Origin of the sequence: Prevotella communis, assembly GCF_022024115.1 — a bacterium.
In the GTDB taxonomy this organism is placed as follows: domain Bacteria; phylum Bacteroidota; class Bacteroidia; order Bacteroidales; family Bacteroidaceae; genus Prevotella; species Prevotella communis.
Genome location: NZ_CP091792.1, coordinates 2,329,457 through 2,342,962, shown reverse-complemented (window position 1 = coordinate 2,342,962; position 13,506 = coordinate 2,329,457). Strand labels below are relative to the sequence as shown.

Sequence of the window (13,506 nt, the reverse complement as noted above, 5' to 3'; positions counted from 1 at the left end):
CGCAAGTTTTTCTTAAACTTTTTTTATGAAAAAATGTTGTGTGGGTGCACAATTCGCTTATTTAACATTTGTTAGTCCTCAAAATGCCTATATTCGTCTATTTTATCCGAATTTTTATCGACAACTTGTTTTTGGCTTTTTATACTAAGCGCCAATACTATCCTGTATTTCTTCGTTATTTTGCTCCTGCTCGGCGTCAAGACTGTCTTCTTCAAGACTGTCGAGTGGTTCGTAGGTGCTGATACCCTGATACATGCTGTCCAGGATGCTGGCATCTCGAGGGGCACCAAATTTGCCGTGATAGTGCTTAAATCGCTTGTCGCTAAGAACCGACTCGAAGAATTGCCCACAGATGGGGAGTGCTGTGCGGCTGCCTTGTCCCAGTTCACCAGTACGGAAGTGGATGGCGCGATATTCGCCGCCTACCCATGCGCCACACACCAGATTGGGACTGATGCCTACGAACCAGGCATCAGAGTGGTTGTTGGATGTTCCTGTCTTACCACCAAAGTCGGTATCACTGAAATTCCTGACATATCGCCACATGTTCATGCTGGTTCCGCCTGGTTCACGCATGCCAGCCATCAGCATCTGTTGCATAAAGAATGCAGACCTATAGCTTACAGCCTCGGTTTGCTCGGTGGATGCCTCGTATATGACATTGCCGTCGCGGTCGAGGATACGTGTCACGAGTACAGGCTCGTGTGCCATTCCGTCATTGACGATTGTAGAATAGGCGTTGACCAGTTCCAGCAGGTTCACATCGCTGGCGCCCAAGGCGAGTGAGGGCGTCTCGTGAAGCGGACTCTTGATACCCATCTTGTGCGCCGTCTTTGCAATGCGGTCTATACCCATCTCTTGTCCTATCTTAACAGCGATTGAGTTGACGCTTTGGGCAAAGGCTGACTTCAAGGTCATGTTATAGCCTGTGAAGAATCCGTTGGCATTGGTAGGTGCCCATAGCACTTCCTTCTTCTGTTCGTTGTCCCATACGTTCATACTGAAATATGAGTCCTCACGGCGGTCGTTGGGTGTCAGTCCCTGATTCATGGCTTCTGTATAGACAAAGAGCTTGAAAGTAGAACCGGGCTGGCGCATCGCTGTCACCTTGTCGTATTTCCATGTACCAAAGTCAAGGTCGCCTACCCAGGCTTTCACATATCCTGTCTTTGGTTCGATGGCCGTAAAGCCACAGTGCATGAAATGCTCCATATAGCGGATGGAATCGAGCGTGCTCATCTCTGTTTCGTAGGGACCGTCATAGCTGAACAGTTTCACGGGGTGTGGCTGGTTCAGATAGAAGTCGATAGAATCCTGATTATGGTCGAAACGCTTGTCCAGGTATTTGTAGTAGGGCAGGCGCTTGGCGATGTTCTCAATGAAATTAGGTATCTCGCGATGATACTCGTCTTGCCAGGGATTGACTCTGCCCCAGTGGTTGTTAAAGCGCTGTTGCAACTGTTTCATGTTTTCCCATGCCGCCTGTTCGGCATAGCGCTGCATGGCGGTATCGATGGTGGTGTAGATCTTCAGTCCATCTGTGTAGAGGTCGTAGCCATTCTCTCTGCACCAGTCGCTCAGGTATTCCTTCACGGCTTCGCGGAAGTAGAGCGCTTTTCCATCATAGGCATTCTCAACGCTGTAGTCCAGTTCAATGGGTTTGATGGTGAGGCTGTCGTACTGCTCTTGGGTGAGGTGACCTCGCTGCAACATGTTGCCCAGCACCACGTTACGGCGGTTCATGCTGTTCTCGGGATGCAGGCGGGGATTATAGTAGGTGGTGGCCTTGAGCATGCCCACCAGCACGGCGGCCTGCTCGGGGGTCAGGTGCTGTGGCGTGGTGTTGAAATAAGTCTTGCAGGCCGTCTTGATGCCGAAGGCGTTAGAGCCGAAGTCAACGGTGTTGGCATACATTGTCAGAATCTCCTCCTTACTGAAGTTGGCTTCCAGTTTCACGGCTGTGATCCACTCCTTGGTCTTCATGATGAGCATTTTGACACCAGGGATGCTGCCCAGGAGACCGGTAGAATATTCTGTACGCACGCGGAAAAGGTTCTTGGCCAACTGTTGGGTAATGGTTGATGCACCACGTGCATCATGATGGATGACGTAGTCCTTTAATGCGGCACCAAAAGCTTGGAAATCAATGCCGAAATGGTGATAGAAACGCTCGTCTTCGGTGTCAATCAGGGCGGTCCAGAAGACAGGGTTCACATCATTGTACGTCACAGGTGTGCGGTTTTCACTGAAGTATTTGCCAATCATCACACTGTCGGCACTATAGATCTCTGAAGCCTGAGCCGGACGTGTGTTGATAATGGTGCCCATGCTGGGCGATTTACCAAACAATCCCAAGAAGTTGATGTCAACAGCTCCCAGATATAGTATGAAGGCGACAATGACAGAGGCCGTTGCCGATAATAGCTTGATATACCAAGGACGTCCCTTGAATATACCCATATACCATTTGAATGCTTTCTTACAGTAGAGCCATGTGGCTGCAGTGATTTTCCTGATATAATTCATTGTTTAATGATATGATTGAGAATCAGTTTTTTATCATCGGGTGAAAACCAGGTGACAAGAGGGTCTTTCTTGTACCAGGTCAGTTGTTTGCGGGCATACCGGCGTGTATTGCCCTTGATGCGTTCTATGGCTTCGTCGAGTGACCACGTGCCATCCAGGTAGGCAAACAGTTCCTTGTAGCCAACCGTATTCAGTGCATTGAGGTGGCGCAGAGGATAGACGCTGCGTGCCTCGTCAAGGAATCCCTGCTCCATCATGATATCCACGCGCCTGTTGATACGTTCGTAGATAATCTCACGATCACGCGTAAGACCAATCTTGATGATGTTGAATGGACGCTCCTTGTGTTCATTGGTGCGGAATGATGTGTAGGTACGACCTGTCATCAGACAAATCTCCAGGGCATGAACCACTCTGCGTGGATTCTTCTTGTCCACGATTTCGTAGTGCTCCGGGTCGAGCACGCGAAGCTGTTCGCAGAGACTCTCCAGTCCCTCCTCAGCCAAGCGCCTCTTCAGCGTGTTACGCGTCTCGTCATCTACCGTCGGGATATCATCGATGCCGTTGCACAAAGCATCGATATACATCATACTGCCACCAGAGAGCAGGGCATAGTCGGATGTCTGGAACAACGTGTCGAGCAGGCTCATCACCTCCTGTTCATAGATAGAGGCGCTGTAATAATCCGTCAATGCCTGTGTTCCCACAAAATAATGCCGCACCTGCCGAAGTTGTTCTTCAGTAGGTGCGGCTGTACCGATTTTTATTTCACGATAAATCTGCCTAGAGTCGGCATTGATGATAGGAATGCCAAAATATTTGGCAATGTCCAGACATAAATCCGTTTTTCCAACGGCAGTAGGTCCGGTAATGACTATCAGCGTCTTTTTCAACGAATGACTCCGCGCTTTGAGTTCTCAAAGAACGAGCAGATATATTCAACCTCTTTACTATCGGGATATTTTAAACGTGCCTCTGCAACACCATCCTTGATAATGCCCTTGGCATAGATGGTGCGATAGGTATCGTGAATCATCTCGATGGTCTCATTAGAGAAACCGCGACGACGCAAGCCAATCAGATTGACGCCAGCGAAACGGATGGGTTCCTTACCTGCGATGATGTAGGGAGGAATGTCCTGACTGGTGCGACTGCCACCCTGAATCATGACGTAGCTGCCTACGCGGATGAACTGGTGGAATAGCACCTCGGCTGAGATGATGGCGAAGTCGTCAACTTCCACTTCTCCGGCAAACTTGGTTGAGTTGCCGATGATACAACCATTACCGATGATACAGTCGTGGGCTATGTGCATATTCTCCATCAACAGGTTTCCAGAACCAACGACGGTCTTGCCGCGACTGGCCGTACCACGACTGATGGTCACGTTTTCGCGAATAGAGTTGTTGTCACCAATCTCGCAGGTTGTCTCTTCTCCTTTAAACTTCAGGTCTTGAGGCTTTGTTGAGATAGAGGCACCAGGGAAAAACTCGTTGCCGCTACCTATACGGGCACCTGTATGGATGGTCACATTATTTAGCAGGTGGTTGTTATCACCCATCACCACATTCTTGTCGATAACGCAGAATGGACCGATGATATTATTGTCACCCAGTTTAGCTTCAGGGTCAACTACTGCTAGGGGATGTATTTGATTCATATTGTCTTTTTACTTGTTCTTTACAATTTGGGCGGTGAAGGTGGCCTCAGAAACAACGTGGTCGCCTACGAAAGCATAGCCGTGCATGCTTGAGATACCATGACGGAGAGGAGCAATCAGCTCTACCTTGAAAATCAGGGTGTCGCCAGGAACTACCTTCTGACGGAATTTGACACCGTCAATCTTCATGAAATAGGTTGACCAGCGCTCAGGTTCTTCAACGGCGTTGAGTACCAACAGACCGCCACATTGTGCCATAGCCTCAATCTGAAGTACGCCAGGCATGACGGGCTCTTGAGGGAAGTGACCGGTGAAGAATGGCTCGTTGCTGGTGATATTCTTCACACCAACGATGCTTGTAGGACCAATCTCGATGACCTTATCTACCAACTGCATGGGATAGCGATGGGGGAGCAGCTCACGAATGCGGTTCACGTCCATCACAGGCTCTTCATTGGGATCGTAGGCAGGTGCCTGAATCTCGTGCTTGCGAATCTCCTTGCGTATCTCGCGCGCGAACTTATTATTAATAGTATGTCCAGGACGTGTTGCAATGATACGTCCCTTGATGGGCTTACCGATGAGGGCCATATCGCCAATCACGTCGAGCAACTTGTGACGTGTGCACTCGTTCTCCCACTGCAGTGGCTTGTGCTGGATATAACCCAGTTCGGTAGCATCGCGATGCTCTACATGCAGCAGGTCAGCCAGCATGTCGAGACGCTCCTGAGTGGTCTGACGCTCGTAGATGACGATAGCGTTGTCCATGTCACCACCCTTAATCAGGTTAGCCTGAACCAGTGGCTCGATATCGCGTACGAATACGAATGTACGTGCAGCTGCAATCTCAGAGGTATACTTGGTGATATCGTCGAGCGTTGCAAACTGGCTGTTGATGAATTTTGACTCGAATGAGCACATGGTGGTGAGTGAGAACTGCTCATCAGGCAGGATGGTGATGCAAGAGCCGGTCTCATCGTCTCTTACCTCAATCTTCTTGCGGATGACATACCAGTCTTTTGGCGCATTCTGTTCCTCAGTACCAATCTCCTCAATCTTATTGACATACTGGATGGCAGAGCCGTCAAGGATAGGGAACTCAGGACCGTTTACCTGAATCAGGCAATTGTCAATACCAAGTGCATAGAGTGCTGACAGACCGTGTTCTACTGTTGAAACGCGGATGTCGCCCTTACCAAGCACTGTGCCGCGTTGTGTGTCTACTACGTTTTCGGCTATAGCGTCGATGACAGGCATGCCGTCAAGATCGATGCGCTGAATCTTATAACCATGATTCTCTGGAGCGGGATTGAACGTCACCGTGAGGCTCAGTCCAGTGTGCAGGCCTTTTCCGCAGAGCGAGAAACTGCCTTTCAGAGTCTTCTGTTTCATATGCTTATTTGTTTGCTTTTAATTCTTCCAATTCTTTTCTCAGAGCGCTCATCTCCTTGTACATATCAGGCAGACGGCGCAGGATGGCCATGCCCTTGAAGTACACCTTTGGATCCATGGCAGGTGAACCAATCAGCTGTTCGCCATTGCCCTTGGTGTCACCGATGACGCCACACTGAGCACCCACGAATGTTTTGTCGGCTACGTGGATATGACCAGCGAAACCAGCCTGTCCGCCCACCATACACCACGAACCGATCTTTGTGCTGCCAGCCATGCCTACCTGGGCAGACATCACCGTGTTCTCGCCAATCTCACAGTTGTGAGCCACCTGAATCAGGTTGTCCAGCTTGACACCCTTGTGGATGACGGTAGCACCCATCGTAGAACGGTCTACGCAGGTATTGGCACCAATCTCCACATTATCCTCAATGATGACGATACCAATCTGTGGAATCTTATCGTAACCCTCTACGTTGGGAGCGAAACCGAAGCCGTCGGCACCAATGACGCTGCCGGCGTGAATCGTTACGTTCTGACCAATCTTACATCCCTGATAGATGGTGACGTTAGGATAGATAAGACATTTCTCTCCCATCTTCACACCCTCGCCAATCACTACGTGGGGATAAATCTGTGTGCCGTCGCCAATGACAGCACCATCGCCGATGCAGGCGAATGCACCAACATAGACGTCTTTTCCCAGTGTGGCCTTAGGTGATACGAAAGCTAGTGGATCGATGCCCGTCTTTTTAGGCTTCATTGATTCGTAGAGCTGCAGCAGTTTGGCCACAGCCTCGTAGGCATTCTTTACGCGAATCAGTGTAGCCTTCACTTCCTGCTCTAATTCCAAATCATCGTTCACCAAGACGATGCTGGAAGCTGTTTCATAAAGATAGTGGGTATATTTGGGGTTCGAGAGGAACGAGATAGCTCCAGGCTGACCCTCTTCTATTTTTGCAAATGTATGGACGGCTGTATTATCGTTGCCTTCCACTCGGCCACCGATAAACTCGGCAATTTGTTTGGCTGTAAACTCCATAATAATGATTCAGTGTTCTTTTTAGGATGCAAAGATAAGCATTTTTATTGAAAACGTTGATAACAAAGGTAATATTTTCGTATTTTTTTAGAAAGAAGCGCCACATTCAGTATCTCCGAGGCTTCCGAGATGTCCCTGATGGTGCCGTCTTTGTAGAGAATGTCGATAGAATCGTCGTCAACGGCGTACATATCTTTCTGAATTCTGTTGATGCTCATCATGTAGTGGGCATCGCGCTTGTCGATGCCCATGTTCCGCGCTATCATGGTCTGCAGCTCGTCAATACGTTCGTCGGTGATGGGACTGTCGTGTACCTCCACCTTGAAGATGCGGCGGTCCAGCATATCCGTAGCCAGGGTCGACAGTATCTTGTCATCGGAATGCTTCCATGCTTTCATGGCACTCCAGATGTCGCTGTCGTCCAGTTCCTCGTACATGTGAAGCGCCTCTTCGTGGTCGGCAAACCATTGTGCGTTGACATCGTTTTCGATGAAGTAGGAGAGGGCAGGCGACGCAAATACCTGATGTCCCCGTTTGGCCAGATCCTTTGCCCTGGTCAGCATGTTGACCAGCACCTTTTCGTAGGCAACAGCCGTCTTGTGGAGATATACCTGCCAGTACATTAACCGCCTGGAAGTCAGGTAGTTCTCGAGTGAATAGATACCCTTTTGTTCAACCACTAAACGGTCGTCTACCACGTTCAGCATCTTGATGATTCTGGCAGAGCCGATATTGCCCTCCGTGACACCGGTGAAGAACGAATCACGACGCAGATAGTCCAGTCGGTCCATGTCCAGCTGACTGGATATCAACTGGTGCAGAAAACGTTTCGGATAGTGGTCCTTGAAGATAGAGATGGCCAGGTTCAACTGTCCTCCCAAATCCTTGTTGATCTGCTCCATCATCATCAGCGAGATGTCCTCATGGGAGATGCCCCTGATGAGGGTATTCTCCAGTACGTGCGAGAACGGGCCGTGCCCGATGTCGTGCATCAGGATGGCCGCCTCTACTGCCTCGGCTTCAGAGTCAAAGATAAACTGTCCCTTCTGCTGGAGCGACTGGATGGCTTCGCTCATCAGGTGGAAGGCCCCCAGCGAGTGCTGAAAACGCGTATGGCGGGCACCTGGATAGACCACAGATGCCAGACCCAGTTGATTGATGCGATTGAGTCGTTGAAACAGCGGGTGCTTCACGATGTCATAAAGCAGGCCGCGTGGTATTTTGATAAACCCGAATACCGGGTCGTTGATGATTTTTGCGTCGTCCATAATTCTTCTGACTGCAAAGGTACGAAAAAATGGCGTGAAAAGCAAAAATTTACTTAAATTAAATTATTAAACGAATGCAAATTTCTTTCGTCAGCGAGCAAACGGATTTTAAAGGTTTTGCGTGAAATGTTAAAATGCAAGAAAAAATCGAGACATATTGTCAGTTTCATGATTTTTGCCTATATATTTGCATCAACGCTTTCTAGCAAGAAATAATCATTAACATAATACGAGAAGATATGAAAAAGATTTTAAATTATGTGGTGCCCTCTCTTAGTATGGCAGCCCTTGTTTTCTCAGTAGCAGCATTCAGTGAGACACAGGCTGCTACGCAAGAGCCGGAAGTTTTGGAAATGTCAACGGCCACAGCCGTTCAACCTGTTGACCTGACCTATGCAGCTGAAAAGGCGCTGCCTTGTGTTGTACATATTAAATACGTGCAGAATTCAAAAATCCAGACTGTAGAAGTGCAGAGCGACCCCTTTGACGATTTCTTCAGTGATCCGTTTGGAGGTTTTTTTGGACGCGGACAGCGTGGTCAGGGCGGCACACGCAAACAGCAGGTGCAGACGCCTAAGAAGACTGCCACCGGTTCTGGTGTCATCATCTCTGCAGACGGCTATATCGTCACCAATAACCACGTGGTTGACGGTGCTGACGAACTGACAGTCACGCTGAATGACAACAAGGAATACTCTGCCCGTATCATCGGTGCTGACAAAACGACAGATTTGGCACTCATCAAGATTGATGCCAAGAACCTGCCTGCTATCCGTATTGCTAACAGTGACAATGTGAAGGTAGGTGAGTGGGTGCTGGCTATTGGTAACCCCCTCGGTCTGACCAATACCGTTACTGCTGGTATCATCTCAGCCAAGGCCCGTACACTGGGTGCCAATGGCGTGGAGAGCTTCATCCAGACCGACGCTGCCATTAATGCAGGTAACTCAGGTGGTGCCCTTGTCAATACCAATGGCGAACTGGTTGGTATCAATGCCATGCTTTATTCCCAGACAGGTTCATATAGCGGCTATGGCTTCGCTATTCCTACGGCGATGATGAACAAGGTGGTGGCCGACCTGAAGCAGTATGGCACCGTGCAGCGTGCTATGATTGGTATCAGCGGACGCGACGTGAAGACACAGGTTGACATTGAGAAGGAGGATGGCAAGGATGCTGACTATGGCACTATGGAGGGTATCTATGTGGCTGAGGTTGTGGAGAATAGCGCTGCTGCCGAGGCTGGCATTGAGAAGGGCGACATCATCACTGAGGTGGATGGCCACAAGGTGACGAAGTTTGGCGACCTCTCTGGTTTGATTGCCCAGAAGCGTCCTGGCGATAAGATTAGCTTGACCTACCTGCACAACAAGAAGAAGCAGACGAAGACGGTGACGCTGCGCAACGAGCAGGGCAACACCAAGGTGGTGAAGAATGCCGACCTCGACGTGCTGGGAGCCGACTTCCGTGAGGTGACGAAGGCACAGAAGGAGCAGTTGGAAATTTCTTACGGTTTGGAGGTTATCAAGGTCAATGCCGGCAAGATGAAGGAGGCTGGTGTGCCTAAGGGCTTCATCATCCAGCGCGTCAACGACGAGGCGATGAATACTGTTGAGGATCTGCAGGATATTGTCAAGGATGCTTCTACCTCTAAGGAGCCCGTCCTCGTTATCAAGGGTATCTTCCCCACTGGTAAGCGCGGCTACTTCATCGTACAGCTGCAGAACGATTGATTTATTTTCATAAAAGGTTGCAGATTTGAGGATTATCCAAGAATCTGCACTTTTTTTTTGGCCATATCATTTTTTTGGTTTACCTTTGCACATTGACTAGAAACTGATAGAGCTATGAGACAATTGAAGATAACTAAATCAATCACTAACCGTGATGGCGAGTCGCTTGACAAATACCTTCAGGAAATCAGCAAGGAGGAGCTCCTTACTGTGGAGGAAGAAGTAGAACTTGCAGCACGTGTTAAGAAAGGTGACCAGAAAGCATTGGAAACTCTCACAAGAGCCAATCTTAGATTTGTTGTCAGTGTCGCGAAGCAATATCAGAATCAGGGCCTGTCGTTGCCAGACCTCATCAACGAGGGCAATCTGGGGCTTATCAAGGCTGCAGAGCGCTTTGACGAGACACGTGGCTTCAAGTTCATCTCCTATGCCGTGTGGTGGATTCGTCAGAGCATCCTCCAGGCCATAGCCGAGCAGAGTCGCATCGTGCGTCTGCCCCTTAATCAGGTCAGTTCCGTCAATAAGATCAGTCAGGTGCTGAGTCGCTTTGAACAGGAAAACGAGCGCCGTCCGTCGGTTGATGAAATCTCTGAGCAGGTGGACCTGCCCCTGGAGAAGATTGACGAGGCCCTGAGCATCAATGGCAAACATGTATCCGTGGATGCACCCTTTGCCGATGGCGAGGACAACTCCTTGCTGGATGTGCTGGTCAACGATAACTCGCCTTCTGCCGACAAGCAGCTCGTGCTGGAGTCGCTTCGTCAGGAGATACAGAAGGCCCTCTCGTGTCTCAATGAGCGTGAGCGCATGATTATCGAGGCCTACTATGGCATAGAGCAGCCTGAGATGACGCTTGAGGAGATTGGCACCAGATATGGTCTCACCCGTGAGCGTGTGCGCCAAATCAAGGAGAAGGCTATCCGCCGCCTCCGCAACAACACCCAGAACAAGATGCTGAAAAGCTATCTGGGTTAATTTTAGTAGAGAATATAATAAAACTAGTGATATTTTGAAACGAGTCGTAATGATGCTCATTGCTGTGATGGCACTCGGCATGAGCGTGCAGACAAGTGCCAAGAAGGTGCAGGTGCCCAAGATGTACATCTTTGGTTTTGCAGCTTCGTTTAATGATACTATTGTGCACTTCACCAATGTGCAGGAGATTGACAGCGCATGGATTGAGAAGAAGAATAATTTCTTGCAGACGCGCGAACTGTATTCCTATCAGTTGCGCGACTTCCTGGCCAATCAGAAGCAGATGCCCCGTCGCACCTGTGTGGTATATGCCAATAAGAACAAGAAGAAGGTGGAGAAGCAATTCCTGAAGTTCAAGAAACTCTATACCCAGCAGTCCAAGAACCAGCACCAGCAGTACGACCTGCGCTATCTGGAGGATAAGGAGTTTCATTTCAAGACCATCAATCTTCGTGACTATTTCGACGACGTGAATGCCGAACAGTAATGTCTTTCTCATTGCAGGGCATCAAGTCTGCATCCGGTTCGCTGACACCACTGTCAACTCAATGACGCTGCTCCCTTCCTTTGGAGCGTTTCAGTGCTGTCAGGAGTCGGATGATTTTCTTTTCACGCTGACTGTCGATGACACCATCCGTCCTGCGGGCAACAAGAAACTCGTCAGGAAGTTTGATACTGGCAATGGCGACACCCTGGTCTATCAGTTGCCTGACGGAGGCTATCAGTTTATCATCCGTGATATCCACGATCGCGACTGCTGTCTGTTGATTGCCAATAGCGATTTCTCCGATTGTCGTTGTGCGCTGAATGGCGACTGGCTGATGCGCTCCTTCGGACTTAATGATGCCCTGATGCTGGCCTATGCCTTTGCTGGGGCCTATCGGCACACCATGCTGATTCATGCCTCTACCATCATGCATCATGGCTATGGCTATCCGTTTATTGCCCAGAGTGGTACCGGCAAGAGCACACATTCCTCGCTCTGGCTGAAACATATCGAGGACTGCCAGCTGATGAACGATGATAATCCTATCGTTCGAATCATGGACGACGGACTGCCCTATATCTTTGGCTCTCCCTGGAGTGGTAAGACGCCCTGCTATCGTCCTGTGCGTGCCCGCCTGGGTGCTGTCACCCGTATAGAGCGTGCCCCCCAGAACCGTATTGAGCAACTGGGCCCCGTTCAGGCTTTCGCCTCCGTGCTTCCAGCCTGTAGCAGCATGAAGTGGGACGCGGTAATCTACAACCACCTGTGCGATGCCGTGTCACGTATCATCGAGACCACCCCTGTCTATACCCTGTATTGTTTACCTGATCAAGAAGCAGCCGTGCTATGCCACAAGACCATCACCAGATAAAGACCGTCCAGATGCCCAATGATGTGTTCCTGCCCTTTGTCATAGAGCAGTTGAACGAAGGGCATACAGCCACTCTTCCCTTGCGTGGACGCAGTATGCGCCCCTTCCTGGAAGACGGGCGCGACAAGGCCCTGCTGCAGCTTTGCGACCATCCGCAGGTGGGCGATGCCGTGCTGGCCGAGATTTCAAAGGGTCTCTTCGTGCTCCATCGCATCATCCGTATCGAGGGCAGACAGGTGACCCTTCGTGGCGATGGCAACCTCAGCGACGAACACTGTATGCTGAGTGACATCAGGGCAAAGGCCGTGGGCTTTTATCGGAAGGGCAGACAGACGCTCGACCGTACTGACGGACGTAAGTGGCGCCTCTATTCCTGGTGGTGGACGCGCCTCTATCCCCTCCGTCGTTACCTGCTATTTATTATTTATCCCCATATACCCCAACGATTCAAATGAAGACAAAGAAAGGTTTTAAATTGCGTACCATCTGCGGTGAGAATATCATCGTGGCAGAAGGTATTGAGAATATTGATTTCAGTCGTATCATCAGCATGAACGAGTCGGCTGCCTACCTGTGGCAACACATTCAAGGAGCAGATTTTGACGCTGACACGCTGACGAAACTGCTCCTTGAGGAATATGATATTGATGAGGCTACTGCCCGTCAGGATGCCACCCAACTCATTGCCAAGTGGCAGGAGGCAGGCATCATAGCCTAAGCACCTTGTTATACATCGTGCCAAAGTCGGCTCTGAGGTCTGGCTCTTCGCGGAAGATGCCAAACAGCGCACTGCCACTACCACTCATAGCGGCATAGACGGCTCCCATCTGGTAGAGCCGTTCTTTTATTTGTCCTATCTCGGGGTGCAGGGCAAAGACGCTCGTCTCGAAATCATTCACCAGTTCGTCGCGCCATGTCTCAATAGGCTGACTGACGATGGTACGACAGTTCTTCGCGGGCTTCTGGGGTACAATACGTGAAAACGCCTCTTTCGTAGGCACTGGGATGTCAGGTCTGACGATAGCCAGGTAGTAGCCCTTCAGGTTCACATCTATCGTCTGCAGACGCTCTCCGATACCCTCGGCATAAGCCGGTTTGTTCAGGATGAATATCGGACAGTCGGCACCCAGGCGTGCGGCATAGTCAATCAACTGCTGTTCTGTCAGTCCTAAGTGGCACATCTCATTCAGCGCCAGCAACATTGCGGCACAGTCGCTCGACCCGCCTCCCATGCCGGCCTGCGTGGGAATAGCCTTATAGAGGTGTGCATGTACGCGTGGCATCTGTGGAAAGTCCTGTTTCAGCAGGTTATAGGCCCTCACCACCAGGTTGCGCTGCTCGTCGCCCTCAATATGGATATTCGTTACCTTCAGGTCACAGTCGAAGGGCGAGGGGAACGCCTCGTTCATCTCTTGCACCTCCAGTGCATCCTTCAGTTCTACAGGGAAAAATACGGTCTCCAGATTGTGATAGCCGTCTGGCCGGCGTTCTACGACATTCAGTCCTAAATTAATCTTTGCAATAGGAAATACAATCATTTTTTCTTTTTATC

The 13,506-nt window shown here is 49.9% G+C and carries 13 protein-coding genes; 6 read left to right on the top strand and 7 right to left on the bottom strand.

The window, feature by feature from the left end; translation table 11 throughout:
* Nucleotides 1-144: 144 nt before the first annotated feature.
* The 6 genes from L6468_RS09785 to L6468_RS09760 are packed head-to-tail and all read right to left on the bottom strand — an operon-like array spanning nt 145 to nt 7,888.
* Nucleotides 145-2,526 carry a transglycosylase domain-containing protein gene (locus tag L6468_RS09785; protein WP_237793101.1) on the bottom strand — a complete coding sequence of 794 codons (2,382 nt, stop codon included), beginning with the start codon at nt 2,524-2,526 and terminating at the stop codon, nt 145-147.
* Nucleotides 2,523-3,419, bottom strand: a complete 897-nt coding sequence (miaA, locus tag L6468_RS09780; RefSeq protein ID WP_237793100.1) for a tRNA (adenosine(37)-N6)-dimethylallyltransferase MiaA — start codon at nt 3,417-3,419, stop codon at nt 2,523-2,525. Before miaA ends, L6468_RS09785 begins: the two co-directional genes overlap by 4 nt.
* On the bottom strand, nt 3,416-4,186 hold the full coding sequence (lpxA, locus tag L6468_RS09775; protein ID WP_237793099.1) for an acyl-ACP--UDP-N-acetylglucosamine O-acyltransferase: 771 nt from the start codon (nt 4,184-4,186) through the stop codon (nt 3,416-3,418). Before lpxA ends, miaA begins: the two co-directional genes overlap by 4 nt.
* Nucleotides 4,187-4,195: 9 nt before the next feature.
* On the bottom strand, nt 4,196-5,578 hold the full coding sequence (locus L6468_RS09770; RefSeq protein ID WP_237793098.1) for a bifunctional UDP-3-O-[3-hydroxymyristoyl] N-acetylglucosamine deacetylase/3-hydroxyacyl-ACP dehydratase: 1,383 nt from the start codon (nt 5,576-5,578) through the stop codon (nt 4,196-4,198).
* A gap of 4 nt (nt 5,579-5,582) precedes the next feature.
* The gene (gene lpxD / locus L6468_RS09765; protein ID WP_237793097.1) at nt 5,583-6,620 is read right to left on the bottom strand and encodes a UDP-3-O-(3-hydroxymyristoyl)glucosamine N-acyltransferase; all 1,038 of its coding nucleotides are present in this window, start codon (nt 6,618-6,620) and stop codon (nt 5,583-5,585) included.
* Between the two features lie 44 nt (nt 6,621-6,664).
* The gene (locus L6468_RS09760) at nt 6,665-7,888 is read right to left on the bottom strand and encodes an HD domain-containing protein (protein ID WP_237793096.1); all 1,224 of its coding nucleotides are present in this window, start codon (nt 7,886-7,888) and stop codon (nt 6,665-6,667) included.
* A 239-nt stretch (nt 7,889-8,127) separates the two neighbouring features.
* On the opposite strand from L6468_RS09760, the gene L6468_RS09755 reads away from it, so the two are divergent.
* From L6468_RS09755 to L6468_RS09730, 6 genes are all read left to right on the top strand, one after another.
* Nucleotides 8,128-9,621: a Do family serine endopeptidase gene (locus L6468_RS09755; protein ID WP_237793095.1), complete on the top strand. Its 1,494-nt coding sequence runs from the start codon at nt 8,128-8,130 to the stop codon at nt 9,619-9,621.
* 114 nt (nt 9,622-9,735) lie between these two features.
* Nucleotides 9,736-10,596, top strand: a complete 861-nt coding sequence (locus tag L6468_RS09750; protein WP_091817336.1) for a sigma-70 family RNA polymerase sigma factor — start codon at nt 9,736-9,738, stop codon at nt 10,594-10,596.
* Between the two features lie 34 nt (nt 10,597-10,630).
* Nucleotides 10,631-11,083: a hypothetical protein gene (locus tag L6468_RS09745; protein WP_143005762.1), complete on the top strand. Its 453-nt coding sequence runs from the start codon at nt 10,631-10,633 to the stop codon at nt 11,081-11,083.
* A complete protein-coding gene (locus L6468_RS09740) occupies nt 11,070-11,954 on the top strand; it encodes a hypothetical protein (RefSeq protein WP_091817341.1) in 885 nt (294 codons plus the stop codon). The genes L6468_RS09745 and L6468_RS09740 overlap by 14 nt, the downstream gene beginning before the upstream one ends.
* Nucleotides 11,930-12,409 carry a S24/S26 family peptidase gene (locus L6468_RS09735; protein WP_091817344.1) on the top strand — a complete coding sequence of 160 codons (480 nt, stop codon included), beginning with the start codon at nt 11,930-11,932 and terminating at the stop codon, nt 12,407-12,409. Before L6468_RS09740 ends, L6468_RS09735 begins: the two co-directional genes overlap by 25 nt.
* A complete protein-coding gene (locus tag L6468_RS09730; protein WP_091817348.1) occupies nt 12,406-12,672 on the top strand; it encodes a PqqD family protein in 267 nt (88 codons plus the stop codon). The genes L6468_RS09735 and L6468_RS09730 overlap by 4 nt, the downstream gene beginning before the upstream one ends.
* Here the strand turns inward: L6468_RS09730 and ispE are convergent.
* Nucleotides 12,662-13,492 (bottom strand): 4-(cytidine 5'-diphospho)-2-C-methyl-D-erythritol kinase, encoded by an 831-nt coding sequence (ispE, locus tag L6468_RS09725; RefSeq protein ID WP_237793094.1) that lies wholly within the window; start codon nt 13,490-13,492, stop codon nt 12,662-12,664. The genes L6468_RS09730 and ispE overlap by 11 nt on opposite strands.
* Nucleotides 13,493-13,506: the final 14 nt, after the last annotated feature.

Bases quoted from the DNA above. Each gene is read 5' to 3' on its own strand.
- L6468_RS09785 (WP_237793101.1), bottom strand. From the start codon at position 2,526: ATGAATTATATCAGGAAAATCACTGCAGCCACATGGCTCTACTGTAAG.
- lpxA (WP_237793099.1), bottom strand. From the start codon at position 4,186: ATGAATCAAATACATCCCCTAGCAGTAGTTGACCCTGAAGCTAAACTG.
- L6468_RS09770 (WP_237793098.1), bottom strand. From the start codon at position 5,578: ATGAAACAGAAGACTCTGAAAGGCAGTTTCTCGCTCTGCGGAAAAGGC.
- lpxD (WP_237793097.1), bottom strand. From the start codon at position 6,620: ATGGAGTTTACAGCCAAACAAATTGCCGAGTTTATCGGTGGCCGAGTG.
- L6468_RS09760 (WP_237793096.1), bottom strand. From the start codon at position 7,888: ATGGACGACGCAAAAATCATCAACGACCCGGTATTCGGGTTTATCAAA.
- L6468_RS09755 (WP_237793095.1), top strand. From the start codon at position 8,128: ATGAAAAAGATTTTAAATTATGTGGTGCCCTCTCTTAGTATGGCAGCC.
- L6468_RS09750 (WP_091817336.1), top strand. From the start codon at position 9,736: ATGAGACAATTGAAGATAACTAAATCAATCACTAACCGTGATGGCGAG.
- L6468_RS09740 (WP_091817341.1), top strand. From the start codon at position 11,070: ATGCCGAACAGTAATGTCTTTCTCATTGCAGGGCATCAAGTCTGCATC.
- L6468_RS09735 (WP_091817344.1), top strand. From the start codon at position 11,930: ATGCCACAAGACCATCACCAGATAAAGACCGTCCAGATGCCCAATGAT.
- L6468_RS09730 (WP_091817348.1), top strand. From the start codon at position 12,406: ATGAAGACAAAGAAAGGTTTTAAATTGCGTACCATCTGCGGTGAGAAT.
- ispE (WP_237793094.1), bottom strand. From the start codon at position 13,492: ATGATTGTATTTCCTATTGCAAAGATTAATTTAGGACTGAATGTCGTA.